Annotated in this window: 23 protein-coding genes; 10 read left to right on the top strand and 13 right to left on the bottom strand. The window is 70.2% G+C overall.

All coding sequences use genetic code 11. The features are described from left to right. Nucleotides 1–7 precede the first annotated feature (7 nt). Nucleotides 8–1,327 carry a tRNA uridine-5-carboxymethylaminomethyl(34) synthesis GTPase MnmE gene (gene mnmE, locus LG391_RS22770; RefSeq protein ID WP_225770336.1) on the top strand — a complete coding sequence of 440 codons (1,320 nt, stop codon included), beginning with the start codon at nt 8–10 and terminating at the stop codon, nt 1,325–1,327. Nucleotides 1,328–1,349: 22 nt separating this feature from the next. Here the strand turns inward: mnmE and LG391_RS34960 are convergent, their stop codons facing one another. Further along, nucleotides 1,350–1,874 carry a hypothetical protein gene (locus LG391_RS34960; RefSeq protein WP_308013064.1) on the bottom strand — a complete coding sequence of 175 codons (525 nt, stop codon included), beginning with the start codon at nt 1,872–1,874 and terminating at the stop codon, nt 1,350–1,352. 98 nt (nt 1,875–1,972) lie between these two features. On the opposite strand from LG391_RS34960, the gene mnmG reads away from it, so the two are divergent. The 4 genes from mnmG to LG391_RS22745 are packed head-to-tail and all read left to right on the top strand — an operon-like array spanning nt 1,973 to nt 6,161. After that, nucleotides 1,973–3,847: a tRNA uridine-5-carboxymethylaminomethyl(34) synthesis enzyme MnmG gene (gene mnmG / locus LG391_RS22760; RefSeq protein WP_225770335.1), complete on the top strand. Its 1,875-nt coding sequence runs from the start codon at nt 1,973–1,975 to the stop codon at nt 3,845–3,847. Continuing rightward, the gene (rsmG, locus tag LG391_RS22755) at nt 3,834–4,433 is read left to right on the top strand and encodes a 16S rRNA (guanine(527)-N(7))-methyltransferase RsmG (RefSeq protein WP_225770334.1); all 600 of its coding nucleotides are present in this window, start codon (nt 3,834–3,836) and stop codon (nt 4,431–4,433) included. Before mnmG ends, rsmG begins: the two co-directional genes overlap by 14 nt. A gap of 19 nt (nt 4,434–4,452) precedes the next feature. After that, on the top strand, nt 4,453–5,259 hold the full coding sequence (locus LG391_RS22750) for an AAA family ATPase (RefSeq protein WP_225770553.1): 807 nt from the start codon (nt 4,453–4,455) through the stop codon (nt 5,257–5,259). After that, a complete protein-coding gene (locus tag LG391_RS22745) occupies nt 5,256–6,161 on the top strand; it encodes a ParB/RepB/Spo0J family partition protein (RefSeq protein ID WP_225770333.1) in 906 nt (301 codons plus the stop codon). Before LG391_RS22750 ends, LG391_RS22745 begins: the two co-directional genes overlap by 4 nt. Nucleotides 6,162–6,310: 149 nt before the next feature. Here LG391_RS22745 and holA read toward each other — a convergent pair whose 3' ends face one another. The 5 genes from holA to LG391_RS22720 all read right to left on the bottom strand — a co-directional run bounded on the left by holA (nt 6,311) and on the right by LG391_RS22720 (nt 12,294). Continuing rightward, the gene (holA, locus tag LG391_RS22740; RefSeq protein WP_225770332.1) at nt 6,311–7,336 is read right to left on the bottom strand and encodes a DNA polymerase III subunit delta; all 1,026 of its coding nucleotides are present in this window, start codon (nt 7,334–7,336) and stop codon (nt 6,311–6,313) included. After that, nucleotides 7,333–7,836: an LPS assembly lipoprotein LptE gene (lptE, locus tag LG391_RS22735; RefSeq protein WP_225770331.1), complete on the bottom strand. Its 504-nt coding sequence runs from the start codon at nt 7,834–7,836 to the stop codon at nt 7,333–7,335. Before lptE ends, holA begins: the two co-directional genes overlap by 4 nt. Beyond that, entirely contained in the window at nt 7,823–10,402 is a 2,580-nt protein-coding gene (gene leuS, locus LG391_RS22730; RefSeq protein WP_225770330.1) for a leucine--tRNA ligase, read from the bottom strand. Before leuS ends, lptE begins: the two co-directional genes overlap by 14 nt. Before the next feature lie 104 nt (nt 10,403–10,506). After that, nucleotides 10,507–11,040, bottom strand: a complete 534-nt coding sequence (locus LG391_RS22725) for a DUF3576 domain-containing protein (protein WP_225770329.1) — start codon at nt 11,038–11,040, stop codon at nt 10,507–10,509. Between the two features lie 75 nt (nt 11,041–11,115). Further along, nucleotides 11,116–12,294 (bottom strand): porin, encoded by a 1,179-nt coding sequence (locus tag LG391_RS22720; RefSeq protein WP_225770328.1) that lies wholly within the window; start codon nt 12,292–12,294, stop codon nt 11,116–11,118. 494 nt (nt 12,295–12,788) lie between these two features. Here LG391_RS22720 and LG391_RS22715 point away from each other — a divergent pair, with 494 nt between their 5' ends. Further along, nucleotides 12,789–13,478: a YggS family pyridoxal phosphate-dependent enzyme gene (locus LG391_RS22715; RefSeq protein ID WP_225770327.1), complete on the top strand. Its 690-nt coding sequence runs from the start codon at nt 12,789–12,791 to the stop codon at nt 13,476–13,478. Here the strand turns inward: LG391_RS22715 and LG391_RS22710 are convergent. Continuing rightward, nucleotides 13,450–13,965 (bottom strand): L,D-transpeptidase, encoded by a 516-nt coding sequence (locus tag LG391_RS22710; RefSeq protein ID WP_225770326.1) that lies wholly within the window; start codon nt 13,963–13,965, stop codon nt 13,450–13,452. The two genes, LG391_RS22715 and LG391_RS22710, sit on opposite strands and share 29 nt — an antisense overlap. Nucleotides 13,966–14,019: 54 nt before the next feature. Here LG391_RS22710 and LG391_RS22705 point away from each other — a divergent pair, with 54 nt between their 5' ends. The 4 genes from LG391_RS22705 to LG391_RS22690 all read left to right on the top strand — a co-directional run bounded on the left by LG391_RS22705 (nt 14,020) and on the right by LG391_RS22690 (nt 16,958). Then, nucleotides 14,020–14,769, top strand: coding sequence for a response regulator transcription factor (locus LG391_RS22705; protein ID WP_225770325.1), 750 nt, complete (start codon nt 14,020–14,022; stop codon nt 14,767–14,769). 204 nt (nt 14,770–14,973) lie between these two features. Further along, the gene (locus LG391_RS22700) at nt 14,974–15,786 is read left to right on the top strand and encodes an MBL fold metallo-hydrolase (RefSeq protein WP_225770324.1); all 813 of its coding nucleotides are present in this window, start codon (nt 14,974–14,976) and stop codon (nt 15,784–15,786) included. Further along, on the top strand, nt 15,783–16,679 hold the full coding sequence (locus LG391_RS22695) for a class I SAM-dependent methyltransferase (RefSeq protein WP_225770323.1): 897 nt from the start codon (nt 15,783–15,785) through the stop codon (nt 16,677–16,679). The genes LG391_RS22700 and LG391_RS22695 overlap by 4 nt, the downstream gene beginning before the upstream one ends. Nucleotides 16,680–16,721: 42 nt before the next feature. Beyond that, nucleotides 16,722–16,958, top strand: a complete 237-nt coding sequence (locus LG391_RS22690) for a hypothetical protein (RefSeq protein WP_225770322.1) — start codon at nt 16,722–16,724, stop codon at nt 16,956–16,958. Nucleotides 16,959–17,028: 70 nt separating this feature from the next. On the opposite strand, the gene LG391_RS22685 is transcribed toward LG391_RS22690, so the two are convergent. Genes LG391_RS22685 through LG391_RS22660 form a run of 6 tightly spaced genes read right to left on the bottom strand, consistent with a single transcriptional unit; the run spans nt 17,029 to nt 24,332 of the window. After that, nucleotides 17,029–18,192 carry an ABC transporter permease gene (locus LG391_RS22685; protein WP_225770321.1) on the bottom strand — a complete coding sequence of 388 codons (1,164 nt, stop codon included), beginning with the start codon at nt 18,190–18,192 and terminating at the stop codon, nt 17,029–17,031. After that, the gene (locus LG391_RS22680; RefSeq protein ID WP_225770320.1) at nt 18,189–19,187 is read right to left on the bottom strand and encodes an ABC transporter permease; all 999 of its coding nucleotides are present in this window, start codon (nt 19,185–19,187) and stop codon (nt 18,189–18,191) included. Before LG391_RS22680 ends, LG391_RS22685 begins: the two co-directional genes overlap by 4 nt. Nucleotides 19,188–19,221: 34 nt before the next feature. Continuing rightward, a complete protein-coding gene (locus LG391_RS22675; RefSeq protein ID WP_225770319.1) occupies nt 19,222–21,123 on the bottom strand; it encodes an ABC transporter substrate-binding protein in 1,902 nt (633 codons plus the stop codon). Further along, a complete protein-coding gene (locus LG391_RS22670) occupies nt 21,120–23,009 on the bottom strand; it encodes an ABC transporter ATP-binding protein (protein WP_225770318.1) in 1,890 nt (629 codons plus the stop codon). Before LG391_RS22670 ends, LG391_RS22675 begins: the two co-directional genes overlap by 4 nt. 7 nt (nt 23,010–23,016) lie before the next feature. After that, entirely contained in the window at nt 23,017–23,553 is a 537-nt protein-coding gene (locus tag LG391_RS22665; protein ID WP_225770317.1) for a hypothetical protein, read from the bottom strand. Next, the gene (locus tag LG391_RS22660; protein WP_225770316.1) at nt 23,550–24,332 is read right to left on the bottom strand and encodes a polysaccharide deacetylase family protein; all 783 of its coding nucleotides are present in this window, start codon (nt 24,330–24,332) and stop codon (nt 23,550–23,552) included. The genes LG391_RS22665 and LG391_RS22660 overlap by 4 nt, the downstream gene beginning before the upstream one ends. Between the last annotated feature and the right edge of the window lie 75 nt (nt 24,333–24,407).

Here is a 24,407-nt window from a genome sequence, read left to right as displayed (position 1 = left end):
TTGTTCCATGACTAGCCGTGACACCATATTCGCCCCGGCGACCCCTGCCGGACGTGGCGGAGTGGCGGTGCTGCGGATCTCCGGCCCCGGCGCCGGGACGGCGCTGCGGGCGCTGACCGGCCGCCCCCTCCCCGTCCCTCGCCTGGCGACGCTGGCGGAGCTGCGCGACCCCGCCGACGGCGCGCCGCTCGACCGCGGCCTCGTTCTCTGGTTCTCCGGTCCCGCCAGCTACACCGGCGAGGACGTCGTCGAGCTGCATCTGCATGGCGGCCGGGCCGTGACCCGGGGCATGGTCGAGGCGCTGTCCCGGATGCCGGGGCTGCGCCCGGCCGAACCGGGAGAGTTCACCAGGCGCGCCTTCCTCGCCGGCAAGCTCGACCTGACCGAGGCCGAGGCGGTGGCCGATCTGGTCGATGCCGAGACGCGGGCCCAGCGGCTGCAGGCGCTGCGCCAGCTCGGCGGGGCCCTCGGCGCGCTCTATGAAGGCTGGCGCTCGGCCCTGATGCGGGCGCTGGCGATGACCGAGGCGGCGCTCGACTTCCCCGACGAGGGCCTGCCGCCGGACCTCGCGGCGGAGGCCGAGCGGATCGTGGCCGAGGTCTCGGCGGCGATCGCCGTCCATCTCGACGACGCCGGCCGCGGCGAGCGGCTGCGCGAAGGCGTGCACATTGCGATCCTGGGCCCGGTCAATGCCGGCAAGTCGAGCCTGCTGAACGTCCTGGCGCGGCGCGACGCCGCCATCGTCTCGGACCGGCCGGGCACCACGCGGGACGTGGTCGAGGTCGCGCTCGACCTGCGCGGCTTTCCTGTGGTGCTGGCCGATACGGCTGGCCTGCGCGAGACCTTCGATGAGATCGAGGCCGAAGGCATCCGCCGCTCCCACCGGCGTGCGGCCGAGGCCGATCTGCGCCTGGTGATTCGCGACGCCGCCGATCCGGCCTCCGGCGACCCGGCTCTCGGCCCCGGCCCGGATACGATCCGCGTGGTCAACAAGATCGACCGGTCGCCCGACGCGCCGCGGGCGGAGGACGAGATCCCGATCTCCGTCCGCACCGGCGCCGGGCTCGACCGGTTGCTCGACGTGCTCGCCGGGGCTGTGGAGCGGCGGCTGACCGGCGACGGCTCCCCTGCCCTCACCCGCGCCCGCCACCGCGCGGCGCTGGAGGATGCACGCGATGCCCTCGCCCGGGTCCCGTCCGCGCCGCTGCCGGAGTTGGCGGCGGAGGATCTACGCCTAGCCCTGCGCGCGATCGGCCGGATCACCGGCCGGGTCGATGTCGAGGACATGCTCGACGTGCTGTTCGGCAGCTTCTGCATCGGCAAGTGAGCTGTTTCACGTGAAACAACGCTCAGTTGAAGCGGTCCAGCACCGCGTCGGCCAGCGATCGGCCGGATGAAGTCCGCCCGGCGCTCAGCAGGAGCGCGAGGTCGTTGGCCTCGGCAGCGGTCATCGAGCCGCTGATCTGGACCCGGCCGCCGAGGATGGGCTCGCGGATGATCGGGGCTGTGATCAGCGTCTCGTCCACCAGCACGGCCAGGATTCGGCCGACATTGTCGGTGGTGGCCCGAGCCAGGCGATCGCGGCCGGCCAAGGTCAGTGTCAGCTCGACGACCGGGGTCGCCGAGACGGGATCGGTCCGGGCCGTGGCCGAGGCGATGTCGGGGGTGGACAGCACAGCCTCCGGCCGGAGATAGAGAACCCGCCCGGCCGCATCCTCGAATCGGGTCAGGCCTGGTTTCGGGTCGCTCTCGGCGAAACGCAGCTGTACATCCGGCGCGGCAGCCTGAGCTGCCGACGGCGTCTCTATCGGCGTCGTCATCGCGGTGGCCACAACTGCCGCGGCCGCGGCGAGGGTCGAGACGATAGAGAGCACGATCGACTCCTTCCTCCAGCCGCATGTTTCACGTGAAACACCGGGTTTCGTGAGCCCGCATTTGACCCTGCCCCCTCGCCTCCGTAAAGTCCGCCGCCATGGAGCAGTATGACGTCATCGTGGTCGGCGGCGGCCATGCCGGATGCGAAGCGGCCGCAGCCGCGGCGCGGTTCGGCGCGCGCACCGCGCTGGTCACCCAGCGGCTCGACTCGATCGGCGAGATGTCCTGCAACCCGGCCATCGGCGGCCTCGGCAAGGGCCATCTGGTGCGCGAGATCGACGCGCTGGACGGCATCATGGGCCGGGTGATCGACCGCGCCGGTATCCAGTTCCGCATCCTCAACCGCAGCAAAGGCCCGGCCGTGCGGGGGCCGCGCGCCCAGGCGGACCGCAAGCTGTACCGGCAGGCGATGCAGGCGGTGCTGGCCGAGCAGCCGGATCTCGCCCTCGTCGCCGGCTCGGTCGAGGACCTGGTCTTCGATTCGGCCGGCGCCGCCTCCGGCGTCGTCCTGGCCGATGGCCGAACGCTGCGGGCGGGCGCCGTGGTCCTGACCACCGGCACCTTCCTCAACGGGCTGATCCATATCGGCGAGGAGCAGCGCCCCGCCGGCCGGGTCGGCGACGCACCGTCGATCGGCCTGGCCGCGACGCTGCACAGGCTCGGCCTCAGCCTCGGCCGGCTGAAGACCGGCACGCCGCCGCGGCTCGACGGCCGCACCATCGACTGGGCGGGGCTGGAGGAGCAGAAGGGCGACGACCCGCCGGTGCCCTTCTCCGACCTCACCGACCGGATCACGGTGCCGCAGGTCTCCTGCTTCATCACCTACACGACGCCGGCGGCGCACGCGCTGATCCGCGCCAACCTGCACCGGGCGCCGATGTATTCCGGGCAGATCGACAGCGTCGGCCCGCGTTACTGCCCCTCGATTGAGGACAAGGTGGTGCGCTTCGCCGATAAGGAGCGGCACCAGATCTTCCTCGAGCCCGAGGGGCTGGACGACCCGACGGTGTATCCGAACGGCATCTCCACCTCCTTGCCCCGCGACGTGCAGGAAGATCTGGTGCGCGGCATCCCAGGGCTGGAGAAGGCCGTGATCCTGCGCCCCGGCTATGCCATCGAATACGACTTCGTCGATCCGCGGCAGCTCGACCGGTCGCTGATGCTGCGGGCGGTGCCGCGGCTGTTCCTGGCGGGGCAGATCAACGGCACCACCGGTTATGAGGAGGCGGCGGCCCAGGGGCTGATGGCCGGGCTGAACGCCGCCCGCGCCGTCGCCGGCAACGACCCGCTGCTGCTCGACCGCGCCGAGGCCTATGCCGGCGTGATGATCGACGACTTGGTCACCCGCGGCGCGCCCGAGCCGTACCGCATGTTCACGTCGCGCGCCGAGTACCGGCTGGTGCTGCGCGCCGACAACGCCGACCAGCGCCTGACCGCCCGCGGCATTGCCGCCGGCTGCGTCGGGGCGGATCGGCAGGATCTCTTCGCCCGCAAGTCGGCGGCGCTGGAGGCGGCGCGGCGGAGGATCCGGTCCTTGTCGCTGACCCCGACCGAGGCGCGCCGCCATGGCTTGGCGGTGAACCAGGACGGGGTGCGCCGCGACGGCCTGGACCTGCTGCGCTACCCGGGAATCGACCTGGCCGCCCTTGCCGCCATCTGGCCCGAGCTGGCCGAGTGGCCGGAGGCGGTGGCGGAGCAGATCGAGACCGAGGCGAAATACGCCGGCTATCTCGACCGGCAGGAGGCCGACATCCGGGCCTTCCGCCGCGATGAGGGGCTGGCCCTGCCGGCGGAGTTGGATTTCGACGCGATCGGCAGCCTGTCGACCGAGATCCGGCAGATCCTGAAGCGGTCACGGCCGCCGACCTTGGGCGCCGCGGCGCGGCTGCCGGGCGTGACCCCGGCGGCGCTGGTCGCCCTGTTGAAGCATGTCCGGCGTGAAGGAGACGGGGGCGCGCGTGCCATCGCCTGAGGCGGCCTTCCCCTCGCCCCCGGATCTCTCGGAAAAGCTCGACCGTTATGAGGCGCTGCTGTGGAAGTGGCAGGGAGCGATCAATCTGATTGCGCCCTCGACCCTGCCGGAGCTGCGGCGCCGGCATTTCGAGGATTCGCTGCAGCTGGTGCCGCTGATCCCGGCTGGCGCCAGGACGCTGGTCGATCTCGGCAGCGGCGCCGGCTTCCCTGGGCTGGTGCTGGCGCTGGCCACCGGGCTGGAGGCGCATCTGGTCGAAAGCGACCAGCGCAAGGCCGAGTTCCTGCGGGCTGTTTCACGTGAAACACAGGCGCCGGTGACGGTGCATGCGAAACGGATCGAGCAGGTGCCGCCCTTCCCCGCCGATGTGGTGACAGCCCGGGCGCTGGCCGCCCTGCCCGTCCTGCTCGGCTACGCCGCCCGATTCGCCGGCCCTCGCACCGTCGCGCTCTTTCCGAAGGGCCGCGCGGCCGAGGCCGAATTGACCACCTTGCCCCCATCGCCGAAGATGACCATCGACCTCCATCCGAGCCGGACCGATCCCGACGCCGTGCTCATCCGCATCGAGGGGTTCGCCCGTGGCTGACGACGCCCAGTTGACAAGCTTGAGCGCGGCGGACGACACGCCCCGCGTCACCCGCACAATCGCCATCGCCAACCAGAAGGGCGGCGTCGGCAAGACCACCACGGCGATCAACCTGGCCACGGCGCTCGCCGCCGTGCGCAAGCGCGTGCTGGTGATCGACCTGGACCCGCAGGGCAACGCCTCGACCGGCTTCGGCCTGCCGCGGGCGAAACGCGGCGTCGGTTCCTATGACCTCTTGTTCGGCACCACCACCGTGGCCGAATCGGCGGTGGCGACCGAGGTTCCGGGGCTGGACCTGATCCCGGCCTCGGTCGACCTGGCCGGCGCCGAGGTGCAGCTGGTCGAGGCGGTGCGGCGCGAATACCGGCTGCGCAGCGCCCTCAGGCCCCATGCCGACGGCTACGACTATGTGCTGATCGACTGCCCGCCTTCGCTCGGCCTCCTCACCCTCAACGCGCTGACTGCGGCCGATGCCGTGCTGGTGCCGCTGCAATGCGAGTTCTATGCGCTGGAGGGGCTCAGCCACCTGATGCGGACGATCGAGCGCGTCCGCAAGGCCTTCAACCCGGCGCTCGAGATGCAGGGGATCGTGCTGACCATGTATGACCGGCGGAACAACCTCTCCGACATGGTGGCGCGCGACGTGCGCCAGCATCTCGGGGCCAAGGTGTACGAGACGGTGATCCCGCGGAACGTCCGCGTCTCCGAGGCGCCGTCGCATGGCAAGCCGGTCCTGGTCTACGATCTCGCCTCCTCCGGCGCCCAGGCCTATGTCCATCTCGCTTCGGAAATGCTGAAGCGCGAAGAGCAGAGGAGCGCTGCATGAGCGCGGCCGAGAGCAGCTCCCGCCGCCGCCCCAGCCTGGGCCGCGGCCTCGACGCCCTGTTCGGCGAGGCTGACGAGGCCGACATCGCCGCCGCCGGCGAAGGTGGCGAGCCACGGGCGCCGCGCAGCCTGCCGATCGAGTTCCTGAGCCCGGGTCCGTTCCAGCCGCGGCGGAAATTCGACGAGACCGAAATGGACCGGCTGGTCGAGTCGATCCGCACCCAGGGCGTGCTGCAGCCGATCCTGGTGCGTCCGGTCGAGGGCAAGGCCGACCGCTACCACATCATCGCCGGCGAGCGCCGCTGGCGCGCGGCGCAGAAGGCCAAGCTGCACGAGGTCCCGGTCGTGGTCCGGCCGATGTCGGACCGCGACGCGCTGCAGATCGCGATCATCGAGAACGTGCAGCGCCAGGACCTGACGGCGCTGGAGGAGGCCGAGGGCTATCAGCGGCTGCTGACCGAGTTCAGCCTGACGCAGGAGGATGTGGCCCAGGCGGTGGGCAAGAGCCGCAGCCACATCGCCAACACGCTGCGCCTCCTGGACCTGCCGCCGACGGTGCTGGCCCAGCTGCAGGAAGGCCTTCTGACCGCCGGCCATGCCCGGGCGCTGCTGGGCTGCCCGGATCCGGAGGCGGCGGCGAAAATCGTGATCTCCCGCGGGCTGAACGTCCGCCAGACCGAGCAGCTGGCCCGCGAGGTTCGCGAGGCGCCCGCCCCCACCCGTCCGTCGGCGCGCGACCCGAACATCGTGGCGCTGGAGCAGGACATCGAGACCCGGCTGGGCTTCAAGGTGAAGATCGACACCCGCGACAACAGCAGCGGCACGATCCACATCCAGTACAGCAACCTCGACCAGTTCAGCGCCGTGCTGAAGCGGCTGCAAGGTACGAAGGAGAGGTGGTAGGAGGCACGGCCGCAGGCCCCCTTCCCCTCGTTGTCATGCCCGGGCTTGACCCGGGCATCCAGACGGTCTCGAGACTCTCTGGATTGCCGGGTCAAGCCCGGCAAATGACAAAAAAGATATGCAAAATCCTCGTAACCGGCTGAAAACGCTCAGTTTTTCCGCGCCACCGCCCGCGCGATGCGCAGCAGTGTCGCGGCGCAGACGGTCTCCGGCGGACGGCCGGTACGCTTGCATTCGGCCTCGGCCTCGATCAGGCGGCGCAGCGCCTCGCCGATTTGGGCCTGGTTCCAGCGGCGGACCTGGCCGCGGATCGCCGCCTTGGCCTTGAAGAACACCGGCGGCCGCAGCGCCGCCATGGCGGCGTCCGGCGCGTCGCCGCTGTCGATCATCACCGCCAGCTGGTGCAGCCGCAGGAAGTGGCGCTGCACCGCGCGCAGGATGCCGATCGCCTCGCCCCCCTCCGACAGCAGCCGGTTCAGCGCGCGGTCGAGCCCCGGCAGGTCGCCGTCGGCCACCGCCATGGCCAGGTCGTCCAGCGACCGCTCGGTGGCGTCGCCGATGCAGGCGCGCACCGCCTCGAGATCGACGCGGCCCCCCTCCCCCACGTAGGAAATCAGCTTCTCGACCTCGCGCCGCGCGATCTGGCGGTCGCCCACCAGCGACGCGGCCAGCAACTGCTCGGCCTCGCCGTCCGCCGAGATCTTGGCTTCGGAAAGCAGGCGGTGGATGAAGCGGCCGATCGCCTCCTCGTCCGGCATGTAGCAGGCGATGGCGGCCGCGCCCTCCGCCCCTTCCGCCAGCTTGCGCAGGGCCGAGCGCGGCGTCAGCTCATCCGCCTCCAGCACCACCAGCGTGTCGGTCTCCCCGCCCGCCAGCACGGCCTCCAGCGCCGGCGCGACCGCATCGGTGGCGTCGCGCACCCGCACCAGGCGGCGGCCGCCGGTCAGCGACAGGGCGAAGACCTCGTCGACCAGCCGGGCCGGGTCGCGGCCGATCTCGACCGATGCCATCTCGGCGACGCGGAACGGGTCGGTCGGCGGGTCGATCACGCCGCGGGCCAGCGTGTCGGCGTAGTCGCGCACGGCGCCGGCATCCGGGCCGTACAGCAGCACCGCGCGGATGCCGGGATCGGGCCGCCGGACGAAGCTGTCGATCCGGTTCGGCGGCAGCTTCACGGATGCCGGTCGAAATAGAGCGCGAGGCGGGTGCGGATGTCCTCGCCGAGCGACCGCAGCGCCCGCTCGCGGGCGTCGCGCTCGCCCACCAGGGTCGTGTACTGGTCGGCCAGGATGTTGAAGCTGGTGATCTCGCTGACCGAATCGGAGAAGACCGGCTGGCCGGTCTTGCGGTCGGTCAGCACGAAGCTGGCCGTCATCGTCAGGTTCTTGCGGGTCGTGGTCAGGTCGCTGATAAGGTTCACGTCCTGCTGCGATTCGGCGAGCGTCACGCCCAGGTCGTAGGCCGGCTGGGCAGGCCGGCCCTGCGGGTTGAGCGTGCGGATCAGCTCGGTCCGCAGGATCTGGCCCGACCGGTCGCCGATGATGCCGACATTGACCTGCGCCAACCGGTCGGACATCGCCGTGCCGACCGAGTTGGTGCCGTAGAGCGGCCGCAGCCCGCAGGCCCCGAGCGCGAGGATCAGCAGCAGCGGCGCAGTCCGTTTAACCCACGACATTGACGATCCTGTTCGGGACGACGATGACCTTGCGGACGGTGCGGCCCTCCAGCGCGCGGGCGACATTGGCGTCGGCCAGCGCGGCCTCGCGCGCGGTCGTCTCGTCCGCGTCGCGCGGCAGCACGATGGTGGCGCGCAGCTTGCCGTTGACCTGGACCGCGACGGTCGCGGTGTCCTCGACCAGCAGCGCCGGGTCGGCCTTCGGCCAGGGCGCGTCGGCCAGCAGCCCGTCATGGCCGAGATGCTGCCACAGCGCCTCGCCGATATGCGGCACCATCGGACCGATCAGCCGGACCACGCCGTCGAACGCCTCACGCAGCGCCCAGGCCTCGCCCTGCCCTGCCCCATCCACCTTGCCGATCAGGTTGGTCAGCTCGCGGATGCGGGCCACGGCCTTGTTGAAGTGGAACCGCTCCAGGTCTTCTCCGACCCCGGCGATGGTCTTGTGCAGCGCCCGGCGCAGCCCCTCGGCCGCGGGGCTGAAGCCGTTCGGCGGCGGCGACCCGGCCGCGGGCAGCGCCGCCGGGGTCTCGGTGACCAAGCGCCACAGCTGCTGCAGATAGCGCCAGGCGCCCTCGATGCCGGCCTCGGTCCACTCCATGTCGCGGTCCGGCGGGCTGTCCGACAGGATGAACAGCCGCGCCGCGTCGGCGCCGTAGGTGTCGATGATCACCTGCGGGTCGACCGTGTTGCGCTTGGACTTCGACATCTTCTCGATACGGCCGGCGGTGACCGGCGCGCCGTCGGACAGCTTCGTCCAGTTGCCCTGGTCGTCGCGGCTGACCTCGGTCGGGTACAGCCAGGCGCCGTGGGCGTCGCGGTAGGTCTGGTGCGTGACCATGCCTTGGGTGAACAGCCCGGCGAAGGGCTCGTCGATGCCCAGATAGCCGCAGCGCTTCAGCGCCCGGACGAAGAAGCGCGAATACAGCAGGTGCAGCACCGCATGCTCGATGCCGCCGACATACTGGTCCACCGGCAGCCAGCGGTCCACCGCGGCGCGGTCGAAGGCCCCGGCGCTGCGCGGCGAGCAGAAGCGTGCGAAGTACCAGGAGGATTCGAAGAAGGTGTCGAAGGTGTCGGTCTCGCGCCGGGCCTCGCCGCCGCAGCTCGGGCAGGCGACGTGCTTCCAGGTCGGGTGCCGGTCCAGCGGGTTGCCCGGCTGGTCGAAGGTCACGTCCTCCGGCAGCGTCACCGGCAGCTGGTCCTCCGGCACCGGGACGATGCCGCAGGTCTCGCAATGGATGATCGGGATCGGGCAGCCCCAGTAGCGCTGGCGCGACACGCCCCAGTCGCGCAGCCGGTAGCGCACCGTCCCCTCCCCCGCCTGGCGCTGCTGCAGGGCGGCGATGGCGATGTCCTTGGCCTCGTCGACCGAGACCGGGCGATCCGGCGTCAGGGGGCCCAGATCGTAGGCGTAGGCGCCGTCGGTCAGGACCATCGCCTCGGCCAGGGCGGCGCCGTCGGGCCGGTCCCCGCCGGCCGGCCACAGCACCGGCGTGATCGGCAGGCCGTAGGCGCGGGCGAAGTCGAAGTCGCGCTGGTCGTGCGCCGGGCAGCCGAAGATGGCGCCGGTGCCGTATTCCATCAGCACGAAATTGGCGACATAGACCGGGACGGTGAAGTTCGGGTCCAGCGGATGGACGGCGCGCAGCCCGGTGTCGATGCCGCGCTTCTCCTGCGTCTCGATCGCCGCCTCGCTGGTGCCGCTGCGGCGGCATTCGGCGACGAACTCGGCCACCGCCGGGTTGGCGCGGCCGATCTCGTCGGCCAGCGGGTGGTCGGGCGAGACGGCGCAGAAGCTGGCGCCGAACAGCGTGTCCGGCCGGGTGGTGAAGATCTCCAGCCCGTCGTCCCGGCCCTGCAGCGGGAAGGTGACGCGGGCGCCGACCGACCGGCCGATCCAGTTCTCCTGCATCAGCCGCACGCGCTCGGGCCAGCGCTCCAGCGTCGGCAGCGCCGCCAGCAGGTCGTCGGCGTATTCGGTGATGCGCAGGAACCACTGGTTCAGGCGGCGCCGCTCGACCGGCGCGCCGGAGCGCCAGCCGCGGCCGTCGATCACCTGCTCATTGGCCAGGACGGTGTTCTCGACCGGGTCCCAGTTGACCCAGGATTCCTTGCGGTAGGCCAGGCCCGCCGCCAGGAAGTCCAGGAACATCTTCTGCTCGTGCCGGTAGTACTCCGGGTGGCAGGTCGCGATCTCGCGGCTCCAGTCCAGCGACAGGCCCATGGACTGCAGCTGGCCGCGCATCGCCGCGATGTTCTCGTAGGTCCAGGCCGCCGGATGGGCGCCGCGCTCGATCGCCGCATTCTCCGCCGGCAGGCCGAAGGCGTCCCAGCCCATCGGGTGCAGCACGTCGAAACCCAGGGCCCGGCGATGCCGGGCCACCACGTCGCCCAGCGTGTAGTTGCGGACATGGCCCATATGGATGCGCCCCGACGGATAGGGGAACATCTCCAGCACGTAGTATTTCGGCCGGTCGCCGAGCGTCTCGAGCCGGAAGGTGCCGCGCTCCCGCCACACGGCCTGCCAGTGCGCTTCGGTCTCTCGGTGGTTGTAGCGGGACATCTCGGTCTCTGTGCCTGCGAACCCAGGCATTTACAGGGAAAGGGCGCCGGGGATCAATCCCGCGGCGCCCGGAAGGACAGCAGGTCTGACCGCCGGCAGGCGCCCTACTGCGCCGTCTCGGTCTGCAGCCCGGTGATGCGCAGCTGCCGCGCCTTGGTCAGGATGGTGTCCTCCAGCGCGCTCGCCATGGTGGCGGGGGCCGGCGAATCCGCCCAGCCGCCCCGGCCCTGGACCTGGCGGAACACGCTGACCCGGACGCCGTCAGAGCGCAGCTCGCGGCCGAGGATGTAGACGTTCAGCTTGTAGCGCTCATTGGGCGCGTTCGGCGCCGTGTACCAGTCGGTGACGATGGTGCCGCCGAACGGGTCGGCGCTGGTGATCGGCATGAAGGACACGGTGTCGAGGCTGGCGCGCCACAGATAGGCGTTGACGCCGAGGACCGCGCCCTCGCCCAGGTCCTTATTCTCGCCGGCGCCGGCGCCGAAGCTCAGGCCGCGGTCGCCGAAGATGCTCTGGGTCGGGGTCCGCTCGCGGGACGGGCCCAGCTCCGGGCTCGGTCCGACCTTGACGCCGTCGTCGGAACAGGCGGCAATGGAAAGGGCAACCGTCGTCAGGGCGATCAGGACTCTCGGCGGCATGGGCGGGGCCAGATAGAAAAAGGGAGCGGCATGATAGCCGCTCCCTTCTCGAAGGCTAGCTTTTTATCGGATCGATCAGAACGAGACCGAGACGCCGGTCAGGAACGTCGCCTGTTCCCACTCCTTGTCTTCCTCGATGAAGAGTCCCCCGCCGATATCCTGCTTGCGGAAGTTCTGGATCTCGTAGATCACTTCGGCGTAGGTGTTCAGGCCCGGCGCCAGCGTGTAGTTCACGGTCGCGGTGGCGATATGGTTGTCCTTCAGGTCGAAGGCATTGCCGGCCGCATCCTGGGTCAGGTCGTTGTTCTTGTCGGCCCAGGTGTAGGCGTAGCCGAGGCCGAAGTTCAGGGCGCCCAGGCTGTAGCCGAGGCCGAGGCCGACCGTGTTGAAGGCCTTGTCGGTCGCACCGGTGCCGAAGCCGCTCGGCGTGCCGACCCAGACCACGCTGGCGACGATGCCGCCGAAGCCGACTTGGCCGCCGGCGCTGTAGGTCTCGAGGTCGAAGTGGTTGTCGACGCCGTTGGCATAGCTGGCGGTGCCGCGGACCTTGACGCTGGTGCCGTCGAACTCGCCCTCGTAGCCGATGCCGCCACTGATGGCGTTCTCGTAGACCTGGCCGCCGTTGAACAGGTCGGCCCGGCCTTGGGTGCCGTTGCTGAGGTTCTTGTCGTCGGAGATCACCGGGGTGAAGCCGACGGCGAAGATGAAGCCGCCGATGCTCGGCGAGGAGTACTTGATGCTGGTGCTCTTATCCAGGCCCGACTGGTAGGTCGGGTCGAGCGAGAAGAAGTTGCCGCCGCCGTAGCGGTAGTTGCCGTCCAGGCCGTCGCCGTAGCCGCCCTGCGCGTTGAGGATGTCGTCGGGCGCGAAGAAGTAGCCGAAGTCACCGGCCACCTGCGGCGAATCGCCGAGGGTCAGGGTGCCGAACTCGCCCTTCAAATAGACGTACTGGCGGTCGACCGTGACGTCCTGGCGCCGGTTGACGTTGTTCATACGGATGCGGGCGCCGTATTCCAGGCCGGAATCCGTGACGTTCTTGATGTCGAACTGCAGACGGCCGTTCGAGTTGAAGTCGTACTCGCGGTCGCGGCCGTCGTCGCTCGAGCCGATGATCAGGCCGGCTTCCCAAGCCACGAAACCGGTGATGTTGATGCTCAGACCGGACGTCACCGGCTTCTCGTCCGCAGACGCCGGCGCCGCGGCCGCGAGCGCGGCGGCGACCAACGCCGTCCCACCCAGCAGAATCTTCTTCATTCCTAACCTCCTAACGCGGCCGAGCGGCCGGATGTCCCTTAGAAGTCCCCTCGAAGACGACACCACCAGCCAGGGTGCGAATGGCATCGATCTGCAGGTTATACGGGGCAGCCATGCCAGCCGACAATGCGCAAGTTGCACAGAAGTCACAAAAGCTCGGACGTGTGCCGCAATTGCAACATGCCGCTGAAGCGGCCTTCCACGGAATCTCTGGCGAGGGCTCTCGATGGCCTCGAACGCGGACAAATCGGTGAATGCCGGGCGGCTTCTCCACTGCACTGTCCGCGGCCAGCGGTCGCGGTGCAGGCGACGATGCGGAGCGGGGCGTTGCAATCTCGCATCGTTGTGCCGGATTGTCGCAGTATGACGGTCGTCACACCTGCCGGATCCGCCGTCCGGCTCCGGTCGCGGATCGAGGCCGTCGGCCATGACGTCGGACAGCGCCCGTGCCGCGGGCGTTGCAATCCGACCTCGTCGTGCGGGATTCTCGCGGCATGACGACGCTCGCCGATTCCATCGCCTCGCTCCGATCGCGGATCGGGGCCGCTGCCCGGGCCGCCGGCCGGGACCCCGCCGCGGTCACCCTTGTGGCCGTCTCCAAGGTCCAGCCGGAGGACCGCATCGAGGCCGCGCTCGCCGCCGGCCAGCGGGTGTTCGGCGAGAACCGGGTGCAGGAGGCCGAGCGCCGCTGGGCGGAGCGCCGCGCCGCCTGGCGGGACCTGCAACTGCGACTGATCGGGCCCTTGCAGACCAACAAGGCCAAGGACGCGGTGCGGCTGTTCGACGTGATCGAGACGGTCGACCGGCCGAAGCTGGCGCGCAGCCTGGCCGAGGCGATGGCGGCGACCGGCCGCACGCTCGACTGCCTGATCCAGGTCAACACCGGCGAGGAGCCGCAGAAGGCCGGCGTGGCGCCGCGCGAGGCCGAAGCTTTCTATCGCCTGTGCACCGAGGAATGCGGCCTCGCGATCCGCGGCCTGATGTGCATCCCGCCGGTCGAGGAACCGCCGGCCCTGCATTTCGCGCTGCTGGCCGACTTGGCCGGAAAGCTTGGCCTGCCGGTGCTGAGCATGGGCATGAGCGACGATTTCGAGACGGCGGTGCGCTACGGCGCCACCCATGTCCGCGTCGGCACCGCCCTGTTCGGCGCCCGGGTCAGCCCGGAACGGCCGCCGGCCCCCTGACCACCAGCGTGTCCCCGGGCGCGGCGGCGGCCAGGAGGTCGAGCATGTCGGCCCGGGACAGGGCGACGCAGCCCTCGGTCGGGCCCCAGTCCGGCCGCGCCAGATGGATGAAGACGGCGCTGCCCAGGCCGGCCACCGGCGGGCCGTCGTTGTGGCCGATCACGATCACCAGGTCGTACAGCGCATCGTCCCGCCACATCCGCTCGTGCCGGGCGGGGTGGGGCAGGCGGACCGGCCGGTTGTAGGCCGGGTCCGCCGGGTCGTCGCACCAGCCGTCCTCGGGAGCGATCGCGGCGCAGGGCAGGGAGGTCGCGGGGGCGGGGCCGCGGTCCGGCCGGTACAGGGCCCGGCGCAGCGGGAGCCGCCCGGCCGGCGTCGCCCCGTCGCCCTCGCGCTTGTCCGCCCGCACGCCGCCCTTGCCCAGGGCGCAGCGCCTCCGGCCGGCGCCCCAGTCGACCCACCCCTCCGCCGAGACCACCACCTCCACCGCTTCGCCTCCTCTCGGTCGCCATCTCCGCCGGCCGTGCTAGATTGCCCGCCCATGGCCATCGCATCCGACACGCCCGACGTCAGAAAACGGCTTCTTCTCGCCTGCGGCAACAGCGCGCTGCGCGCGCTGCTGGGCGAGCAGTTCGCGGCGTCGGCCGATTTCGTCCCCACGGCGGTGGCAGTGGCGGCGGCCGCCGAGGCCGCCGTCGCCCGGGCTGCGGCCAGCGGGGGCGAGTTCGCCGCCGCGATCATCGATGATGCCATCCTCGACGGGGCGGAGGACGACGGTGGGCCGGCGCCGGAGACGCTGTGCGGCCGGCTGCGCTCTTCCGGACTGGCCGGGCCGATCCTGGCCATCGGCGACCGGGCCGACCGCTTCGCCGACGCCGATGCGACGCTGCGCCCGCCGATCCGGATCGGCGTGCTGCTGACCAGCCTGCGGGCTGCCCTGGCGCGGCGCGGCCAGGCCCGGCCGGATCCGGATCTCGGACCGTACCGCTTCGACCCCACCGGCCTGCGCCTGGTCCATGCCGGCGACGGCCGGGAGATCCGCTTGACCGCCAAGGAGGCGGAGATCCTGCGCCATCTGCGGCGGCAGAACGGCGCGACGGTGTCGCGCGACGCCCTGCTCGACGCCGTCTGGGGCTACGCCTCAGGGGTCGCCACTCACACGGTGGAGACCCATATCTATCGTCTGCGGCGCAAGATCGAGGCCGACCCGGCGCGGCCGGCGCTGCTGCTGACCGTCCCTGGCGGCTATGCCCTGGGCGGCCCGGCGCCGGGCGAGGAGAACGGGCAGTGAAGCCGGCGGCGCATCCTGTGACGGGCGACACAGACGCGGGGCGCTGGCCGTGGTTCACCATCAACATGTCGAAAAAACCTTTTTTCTCGACTCGTGCGACTCGGTGCGCGACAGTTTCCTCCGCCGGCGTCCTCGGACGTGACGGATGGTTTCCCGCGCGCCGAGAGTCAGACTGACGCGCCTATGGCGAAGACGAGCGACCTTATGCTCCGGTTCTGGGGTGTTCGCGGCAGCATCGCCTGCCCGGCCTCCTGCAACATGCGCTACGGCGGGAACACGAGCTGTATCGAGATCCGGCGCGGCGACGACCTGCTGGTCATCGACGGCGGCACCGGCCTGCGCGACCTCGGCCATCGGCTGATGGAGGAGGGGCGGCCGGATGTCGACGTGTTCTTCACCCACACCCATTGGGACCATGTCTGCGGCGTGCCGTTCTTCAAGCCGGCCTACGCCAAGGGCCGCAAGGTGCGGTTTTGGGCGGGCCACCTGAAACCGCAGAACAAATCGATCTATTCGGTGTTGTGCGAGACGATGATGGCGCCGCTGTTCCCGGTGCCGATCGGCGTCTTCCAGGACTGCGAGTATCACGATTTCGACTGCGGCACCCCGATGGAGCCCTTCCCGGGCATCACGCTCAACACCTGCTGGCTCAACCACCCGAACCTCGCCTGCGGCTACCGCATCGATGTCGGGGGCAAGAGCATCTGCATCATCACCGACACCGAGCACCGGCCGGACGGGGTGGACCAGGTCATCGCCGATTTCGTTCGCGGCGCCGACATCATGGTGTATGACGCCATGTTCACGGATGAGGAGTATCCGAGATTTGTCGGCTGGGGCCATTCGACCTGGCAGGAGGCACTCAAGCTCGCGGATGCGGCGGATGTCGGCCGGGTCGTGCTGTTCCACCACGATCCCAATCACGATGACGCGTTCCTGGACCGGATCGCGGATGCCGCCGACCGCCGGCGTCCCGGGACGCTGGTCGCGCATGAAGGCATGACGTTGCACCCTTGAGCTCGAACACCGTTCCCCCTGATTTCGGCCGCCGCCTGCGACGCTGGCGCCTGGGCCTCGCCACCCTGTTCGGCCGCCAGCCGAAGGGCTTCTTCATCCCCTGCAGCTACGCCGACGAGGTGCCGGACACGCTCCTGCCCTATGCCGGGCACGAGGCGCTGTTCCGCACCTCCGAGCCGGTGTTCCAGGCCGTGCTCGACGTCATCGACTCCTATCGCGACGCGCTCCTGAAGATCGGCGCCACCGAGCGCGAATCGCCGCCGCCGCAGCCGCGCTGGGACCAGGGCTGGTTCGCCCGGCTCGACGCCGCAGCGGCCTATGCCATGGTGCGGGCGCGGCAGCCGGCCCGGATCGTCGAGGTCGGCTCCGGCCACTCCACCCGCTTCATGATCCGGGCGGCGGTCGACGGCGACCTGGCGCTGGAGTTCACCGCCATCGACCCCGCGCCGCGGGCGGCGATCGCCGAGCTCGGCATCACCCATCTCGAGCAGACGGTGCAGGAGGCCGGGACCGAGCCGTACCGCGACCTGGCCGAAGGCGACATCCTGTTCATCGATTCCAGCCACATCGCCATGCCCGGCACCGATGTGGACTTCCTGATGAACCAGGTGCTGCCCTGCCTGCCGCCGGGCGTGCTGGTGCATATCCACGACATCTGCCTGCCCGACCCCTATCCGGACGAATGGGGCTGGCGCGGCTACAACGAGCAGCAGGTGGTGGCGCCGTTGCTGACCGCCGGCGGCTTCAAGCCGGTCTTCGCCAGCCACTATGCGGCGACGCGGATGGCGGAGAAGGTGGCGGCCACGGTGGTCGGCCAGCTGCCGCTGCGCGACGGCACGCCCGAGACCAGCCTGTGGCTGGAGAAGGCGGCGCAGCCGCTGGCTTACTTGTGAGGGCCCGCACGGTCAGCTGATTCGTGCTATGGTGCGCCTGCCATGACCGACCAATCCGACAATCTCGTCGTCGAAATCCTGCGCTCGATCCAAGCTCAGCTCGGCGAGATTCGCGCTGAGCAGCGGGAACAGCGTGTCGGCCTGGCCGCCATCGAGCAGCATGTCGCCCATATCGAGCGCGAGAGCGCGGAATTTCGCGCCGAGATCGGCGGCCGCTTTGATCGGGTGCACGACCGTCTCGATCGGATCGAGACCCGGCTTGGACTGATCGAAGTGTAACGCATTACGGCTCTGCTCCGCCCCTCGCCGCACTCCTCACGCCGTCCCGTCGCCGATCGCTGCGGCGACCCTACCGGTACGGGTCCGCGGCGTCGCGCAGGCCGTCGCCGAAGAACTGGAAGGCCAGCACCACGATGATCACCGGCAGCACAGGCATCAAGAGCCAGGGGTAGAGCGCGACGACGTTGATGTTCTGCGCCTCGTTCAGCAGCACGCCCCAGCTGGTGACCGGGGGTCGGAGGCCGAGATTGAGGAAGCTGAGAGCGGTCTCGCCCAGGATCATGCCCGGGATGGTCAGCGTGGCCGAGGCGATCAGGTGGCTCATGAAGCTCGGCAGCAGGTGGCGGAAGATGATCCGCCGCGGCCGCGCACCCATCAGCTGGGCGGCGACGCAGAAATCCTCCTCGCGCAGGGCCAGCAGCTTCGACCGCACCGACCGCGCCAGCCCGGTCCACTCCACCAGGCCGAGGATGATGGTGATGCCCATGAACACCAGGATCGGGCTCCAGGTCACCGGCAGCGCGGCCGACAGCGCCATCCACAGCGGCAGCTGCGGGAAGCTCTGGATCACCTCGATCAGCCGGTTGACGACGTTGTCGATCCAGCCGCCGTAATAGCCGGCCAGGCCGCCGATGACGATGCCCAGCACGAAGCTGACGGTGATGCCGAGCAGGCCGACGGTCAGCGAGATCCGGGCGCCGTAGAGGATGCGGCTCAGCATGTCGCGGCCCAGCCGGTCGGTGCCGAGCAGGAAGAAGGTGCCGCGCTCCGGCGGGCAGACCAGGTGGAAGTCGGCCTCGAACATCCCCCAGAACCGATAGCCGTCGCCGCGGCAGAAGAAGCGCAGCTTCTGCGGCTGCGACCGGTCCTCGGTGTAGACCCGCCGCATCGACTCCATGTCGAGGGAATACTGGTAGCCGTAGACGAAGGGGCCGACGAAGCTGCCCTCGTGGAAGAACCGCACCTGCTGCGGCGGCGCGTAGATGTGGCCGGTGTGGCGGCTGTCGAGGCCGTAGGGCGCCAGGACCTCGCTGACCAGGATCGAGAGATAGGCCAGGAGCAGCACCACGCCGGAGATCGCGGCCAGGCGGTGGCGCTTCAGCTTCCACCACATGATCCGCCATTGCGAGGCCAGGAAATAGCGCTCCTGCTGGGCCGTCAGCGGCGCCTCGAGATAGGGGTCCCAGGGCGCGGGGTTGACGTAGTGCCGGGGCTCGCGGGGAACGTCGCTCACTTCACGGCCCCTCCCGACAGGCGGATGCGGGGATCGAGCGCCGCCAGCGCCAGGTCCGAGACCAGCGTGCCGATCACCGTCAGAACCGCCAGCCACAGCACGAAGGAGCCCGCGAGGTACATGTCCTGACTCTGCAGCGCCGACAGCAGCAGCGGGCCGGCGGTGGGCAGGTTCAGCACCACCGAGACGATGGTGGCGCCGGAGATCAGATGCGGCAGGATGTTGCCGATATCGGCGATGAACGGGTTCAGCGCCATGCGCAGCGGGTATTTCAGCAGTGCCCGGTTCCGCTTCATGCCCTTGGCCAGGGCGGTGACGTAGTACTGCTTCTGCAGCTCGTCCAGCAGGTTGGCGCGCAGCCGCCGGATCATCGCCGCGGTGCCGGAGGTGCCGATCACGATCACCGGCACCCAGAGATGGCCCAGCACCGAGACGAACTTGGCCCAGCTCATCGGCTGGTCCAGGTATTTCGGGTCCATCAGCCCGCCGATCGAGATGCCGAACCACTGGTTGGCGAGGTACAGCAGCACCAGGGCCAGCAGGAAGTTCGGCGTCGCCAGGCCGAGGAACCCCAGGAAGGTCAGCCCGTAGTCGCCGAGGCTGTACTGGTGGGTCGCCGAATAGATCCCGATCGGGAACGACACCACCCAGATGAACAGCGTGGTGGCGAAGGTCAAAAGGATGGTCAGGAACATGCGGTCGCCGACCACCGCGGTCACCGGCATGTTGTATTCGAACGACCAGCCGAAATCGCCGCGCAGCGCGTTGCCCAGCCAGGCCAGGTACTGCAGCAGGAAGGGCTGGTCGAGCCCGTAGTTCTGCCGCAGGAACTGCAGCTGGTTAGGGTCCAGCGACTCGCCGCGGCTGCGCAGCTCGTTGACCATGGTGGTCAGGTAGTCGCCAGGCGGCAGCTGGATGATGGCGAAGCTGATGAAGCTGATCGCGAGCAGAGTCGGGATCATCACCAGGATGCGCCGGGCGATGTAGCTCAGCATGGCGTCATCGCCCGGATCATCTCCGTCCCCGCCATCATGGGTCCACCCAGAACGTGTCGGGGTGATAGATGCCGAAATGCGCGCCCGGGTCCCAGGACAGGATCCCCTTCTCCGGCACGTTGTGCAGCCGGTTCTTGACCACCACCGGGGCCAGCACGCCCTGCACCGTGCCGATCGAGGTCACCTGGTCCGACTGGATCCGGATCATCTCGCGGATGATGGCGTCGCGACGGTCCTTGTCGGCGGTGCTGCGCCATTCGCCGTACAGCGCCATCAGCTGTTCGGCGAAGGGCTCGTCCGGCTTCTCCCCGGCGGTCCCCCGGGTCTGCTCGTACTGGCCCCATTTCGGGTATTGCAGCCAGTTCTGGTCGACCGGCGCCAGGCCCGACGGCACCGTCGTCGGCGTCACCAGCGCGTTGTCGATGCCGGTCCACACGGACATCACCGCGTCGCCGGAGAAGATCCGCTGCAGGAACACGTCGCGTTGCGATGTCGTGGTGTAGAGGGCGACGCCGATCTTGGCCCATGTGTCCCGGATCAGCTGCAGGATGTCGGCCTCGAGGCTGCGCTCGCCGTTGCTTTCGATGACGATCTCCAGCCGGCGGCCGTTCGGCATCAGCCGGATGCCGTCGCTGTCGCGCTTCGACAGGCCGGCCTCGTCGAGCAGGGCGTTGGCCTTGGCCAGGTCGAACTGGGTCCACTCCGTCGCCAGCGCCGGGTCGTAGAAGGGCGATTCCGGCAGCACCGTGTTCTGGCTCGGCCGGGCCAGGCCGAAGAACACCACCTGGTTGATCTCGTCGCGGTTGATCGCCAGCGACAAGGCGCGGCGGAAGCGGACGTCCCGGTTCAGCGCCCGCCAGTCCCTGTCGTTGCAGTTCATGTTCGGATAGAGGGCGACCTCGGACCCCAGCGCCGTGGTCCACAGCCGCACCTTGTACTGGCCGGCGGCCTGGCCGGCCTTGAGGAAGCTGATATTGTCGAAACGCAGGCCGCGCTGCTGCAGGTCGGCGTCGCCGGCGCCGGCCTTGGCCGGGATCAGCGAGCCCTCGACCACATTGACGATGACCCGGTCGAGATAGGGCAGCTGCCGGCCCTGGCTGTCGACCCGGTGGTAATAGGGGTTGCGGACGAAGACGAAGCGGTCGGCCGGCGCCTTGGTGGTGTTCACCCAGGGCTCCAGCTGCGGCAGGTCAGGATTGGCGGCGTCGATCAGCTTGCTGCGCAGGTTGAACAGCGCCACCCAGTTCCGCATGCCCGACTCCTTGACCAGCGCCTCCAGGGCCTTGGGGTCGGCGTATGCCTTGTGGAACTGCTTCAGGTAGTGTGCCGGTGCGAACAGGTAGAGCGGCGCGGGACCGGCGAGCGCCGGCAGGAACTCCGGATTCGGCCTGGACCAGGAGAAGCGGACGGTCTGCGCATCCGGATACTCGACCTTCGGCGGCTCGCCCTCGACCAGCAGCCGGGTGTCCGGGCCATAGGGCGAGAGCTCCTTGTTCAGCTCCATGTCCTCCCAGGAGAAGCGGAAATCCTCGCTGGTGAAGGGCTGGCCGTCGGACCATCTGTGGCCGGGCCGCAGATGCAGGGTGAACACCTTCTCGCCCTCGACATCGACCGACTGCAGGATGTCCGGGTGCAGCTTGAAGTCGGGGCCGTAGCCGACCAGCCGGGCATAGGCGTAGGTGTTCATGATCCGGATGTCGCGGGATCGCGCGACCATCCAGGCGATCTCGCCGCCCTGGCGGCCCGGCTGCTTGCCCTCCGCCGCCATGTCGACCACCGACGGCGCCTGCGGCACGCGCTGCGCCACCGGCGGCAGCTTGCCCGCGGCGACGTCCTGCACATACATCGGCGTCTCGACCAGCGCCGGGCCGGCCGCCGCGGGCAGGGCCGGGGCGAGGCCGAGGAGGATCGCGAGAAGGCCAAGCCACCGGGTCATGACGCCACCAGCTCCAGCGCCGGCGCTTCGGTGGCGCGGACGAAATGGCCCTTGTCGACCTCGACCAGGCGCCCCGGCCGGTCGGGTCCCAGGGTGAAGGGCGCGGGCCACGCGCCGGGGTCGGAGGCGCGGCCGCCCATCAGCGCCGCGAAATCCAGGCGACGCGCCGGGTCCGGGGCGGGCACGGCGGCCAGCAGCGCCTTGGTGTAGGGATGCACCGGCCGGGCGAACAGCGAGGCGCGCGGCGCCATCTCCACCACCCGGCCGCGGCACATCACCATGATCCGGTCGGCGATGTAGTCGACCACCGCCAGGTTGTGGCTGATGAACAGATAGGTCAGGCCGAGGCGGTCCTTGAGGTCCTTCAGCAGGTTCAGGATCTGGGCCTGGATCGAGACGTCGAGCGCCGAGACCGGCTCGTCGCAGATGATCAGGTCGGGGCGCAGCGCCAGCGCCCGGGCGATGCCGATGCGCTGGCGCTGGCCGCCGGAGAAGCTGTGCGGATAGCGCTGCAGGTGACGGATGTCGAGCCCGACCAGCCCCATCAGCTCCTTGGCGATCGCCTTGCGTTCGGCCGCGGTGCCGATGCCGTGGATGGTCAGGGGCTCGGTCAGGATGTCGAACACCGTCATCCGCGGGTTCAGCGAGCTGAACGGGTCCTGGAAGATGAACTGCATGCGCGGGCGGAAGGCCTTGAGATCCTCGCCCTCGAGATCCAGCACGTCGACCGGCTTGCCGTGGTCGTTGAAGCGGATGCTGCCCTCATCCGGCGTCAGCGCCCGCATCAGGATCTTCGACAGGGTGGTCTTGCCGCAGCCGGATTCGCCGACGAGGCCCAGGCACTCGCCCCGGCGGATGGCGAAGGAGACGTCGTCGACCGCCTTGATCCGCTCCTCCTGGCCGCCGCCGAACAGGCCGCTGTTGCGGATGGCGAAGGTCTTCGACACGCCTTCGACCTTGAGCAGCGGGCCGGCCGCCTCCGCCGCCTCGGTCCAGGCCTTCTTGCCGGTTCCCATCATGTGGCCGTCGGCCTGGCGGATCTCGCGGATCGGCATCAGCCGCTCATGCCCCATGTCGAAGCGCGGCACCGCCCGCAGCAGCGCCTTCAGATAGGGGTGGCCGGGATCGGTGAAGATCGGGCCGATCGGGCCGGATTCCATCACCTCGCCGCGATACATCACCACCACCTCGTCGGCGATGTTGGCGACGATGCCGAGGTCGTGGGTGATGATCATGATCGCCATCCCCAGCTCGGCCTGCAGGTCCAGCATCAGCTTCAGGATCTGGGCCTGGATGGTGACGTCGAGCGCGGTGGTCGGCTCGTCGGCAATCAGGAGCGCGGGGCGGCAGACCAGCGCCATGGCGATCATGGCGCGCTGGCGCAGGCCACCCGACAGCTCGAACGGATAGGTCTTCAGCGCCCGGGCGGGGTTGGGGAATCCCGTCAGCCGCAGCATCTCGCGGGCCAGGTCGCTCGCCTCGGCGGGTCCGACCGGCCGGTGCAGCCGCACCGCCTCGACGATCTGGTTGCCGACCGTGTGCAGCGGCGACAGCGAGGTCATCGGCTCCTGGAAGATCATCGAGATCCGGCCGCCGCGGATGTCGCGATATTCAGGGCTTTCCTGCGGCAGCTTCGCCAGGTCGACGACCGTGCCCGGCTTGTCCGGGTCGCTGAACAGGATCCTGCCGCCGGTGACCCGGCCGTTGCTGGGCAGGATGCCCATCACCGACTGGGCCAGCACCGACTTGCCGGAGCCGCTCTCGCCGACCACGGCGACGGTCTTGCCGGCCGGCACCCGCAGCGACACGCCGCGCACGGCTTCGAGCGTGCCGCCGGGCACGGCGAAGCCGATGCGCAGGTCGTGCAGGCGCAGGATGTCGGTCACCGCGCCCTCATTCCTCGGGCCCATCGGCGGCTGGGCGAACGCCCCAGCGCTCGGCCAGCCCGGCCTGGGGCGCGATGACGCCGAGAGACATCAGGTTGGCCTGGCTCGAATCGTCGATCGGCAGCCCCTTGGCCGCCGCCGCATCATGCGCCCGCGACACGATCTCGTCGAAGCCGCTGATGGTGGATTCAACCCGGAGGCGCCGGCCGCCGCCGCGCAGGTCCAGCTGCATCCAGCCGCGCTGGCGGTCGCGCCGGACCGAGAAGTAGCGCAGCCGGAATCCCGTCAGGTCGCGCCAGGCGATGCGGACGCCGAGCGGGCCGTGGGCGACGATGCCCTGGTCGTCGGCCTCGATCACGCTCCGGTGCCGCAGCCAGGTGCGCAGCAGGAAGGCCAGGAACACCAGCGCCGCGGCGGCGAAGGCGACGGCGACGATCCAGTGCATCGGCAGCAGGATCAGCGGCAGCGCCGTCAGCGCCAGCCCGGCCCCGCCGCGCGCATAGTCGCCTCCCAGCTCGGCCATGGCATAGCGGTGGGCGGTCATGTCCGGGCTCCGAACAGGCTGTCGGGGTCCGGCCAGGCCGCGGCCGGATGCCGACTCAACAGGGAGAACAGGGCGTCGAGGAAGATCCATCCTTCGTCGTCATGCGCCAGATGGTGGGTCAGGATGCCGGTCGGCTCCTCCGGGTCGGCGGCGCCGCCGCGGCGGTCGGCCAAGTGGCGCAGGATCGGCGCCAGCGCCCGGTCGATGCCGGCGAAGCCGCGGCCGCCGCGCCAGTCGATCGGATCGGCATGGGTGTTGAGCTGCGCCGGGCCGGGCGCCGCGTCGCGGGCGCCGAAGCCGGACAGGATGTCGAGGCCGGCCTGGCCCAGCCGGGCGCGCAACGCCGGGCCGATGCGGTTCCAGGGCGGCGCCAGCACCGGGCGGAATCGGTCGCCGAACAGCGCCTGCAGCCGCTCGCGGCCGGCGACGAGCTCGGCCAGGACGGTCTCCGCCGGGCGATGGTCGCCCAGTTCGGCATTCTTCTCGCCCGCCGGCGCATGCGACCGGTGCGCCCAGCCATGCTGGATCACCACGGCGGGCGTGCCGGCGAGGCGATCGGCCAGCGCCGGCTCGGCCCCGGCCGGTATGACCGCGAGCGCGACCCAGCGGCCGTGGCGCGCGGCCAGGGACAACAGCCTGTCCAGCGCCGGGCTCGGCGCCACCGCGTCGTCATCGCGCCACCAGAACGTCGCGCGGCGGCCGGAAGCGGCCCACCGGTCCAGCTCGGCCCGCAGCTCGGTCCAGGAATCGGGCAGGGGCGGGGCAGGGGGCGCGGTCATGGATCGGAAGGGGCCGGACGAAAGGGGCACTATAGCCGCAGGCCGCAGCCGGCCGGCAAGCCCCGCATCCCTGAC

Source organism: Inquilinus sp. Marseille-Q2685, from assembly GCF_916619195.1.
Lineage (GTDB): Bacteria > Pseudomonadota > Alphaproteobacteria > DSM-16000 > Inquilinaceae > Inquilinus.
The sequence above is the reverse complement of the archived record's forward strand: the minus strand, read 5'-3'. Positions and strand labels throughout refer to the sequence as shown.

Bases quoted from the DNA above. Each gene is read 5' to 3' on its own strand.
- mnmE (WP_225770336.1), top strand. From the start codon at position 8: ATGACTAGCCGTGACACCATATTCGCCCCGGCGACCCCTGCCGGACGT.
- mnmG (WP_225770335.1), top strand. From the start codon at position 1,973: ATGGAGCAGTATGACGTCATCGTGGTCGGCGGCGGCCATGCCGGATGC.
- LG391_RS22745 (WP_225770333.1), top strand. From the start codon at position 5,256: ATGAGCGCGGCCGAGAGCAGCTCCCGCCGCCGCCCCAGCCTGGGCCGC.
- lptE (WP_225770331.1), bottom strand. From the start codon at position 7,836: ATGTCGTGGGTTAAACGGACTGCGCCGCTGCTGCTGATCCTCGCGCTC.
- leuS (WP_225770330.1), bottom strand. From the start codon at position 10,402: ATGTCCCGCTACAACCACCGAGAGACCGAAGCGCACTGGCAGGCCGTG.
- LG391_RS22725 (WP_225770329.1), bottom strand. From the start codon at position 11,040: ATGCCGCCGAGAGTCCTGATCGCCCTGACGACGGTTGCCCTTTCCATT.
- LG391_RS22720 (WP_225770328.1), bottom strand. From the start codon at position 12,294: ATGAAGAAGATTCTGCTGGGTGGGACGGCGTTGGTCGCCGCCGCGCTC.
- LG391_RS22715 (WP_225770327.1), top strand. From the start codon at position 12,789: ATGACGACGCTCGCCGATTCCATCGCCTCGCTCCGATCGCGGATCGGG.
- LG391_RS22705 (WP_225770325.1), top strand. From the start codon at position 14,020: ATGGCCATCGCATCCGACACGCCCGACGTCAGAAAACGGCTTCTTCTC.
- LG391_RS22700 (WP_225770324.1), top strand. From the start codon at position 14,974: ATGCTCCGGTTCTGGGGTGTTCGCGGCAGCATCGCCTGCCCGGCCTCC.
- LG391_RS22690 (WP_225770322.1), top strand. From the start codon at position 16,722: ATGACCGACCAATCCGACAATCTCGTCGTCGAAATCCTGCGCTCGATC.
- LG391_RS22680 (WP_225770320.1), bottom strand. From the start codon at position 19,187: ATGCTGAGCTACATCGCCCGGCGCATCCTGGTGATGATCCCGACTCTG.
- LG391_RS22675 (WP_225770319.1), bottom strand. From the start codon at position 21,123: ATGACCCGGTGGCTTGGCCTTCTCGCGATCCTCCTCGGCCTCGCCCCG.
- LG391_RS22665 (WP_225770317.1), bottom strand. From the start codon at position 23,553: ATGACCGCCCACCGCTATGCCATGGCCGAGCTGGGAGGCGACTATGCG.
- LG391_RS22660 (WP_225770316.1), bottom strand. From the start codon at position 24,332: ATGACCGCGCCCCCTGCCCCGCCCCTGCCCGATTCCTGGACCGAGCTG.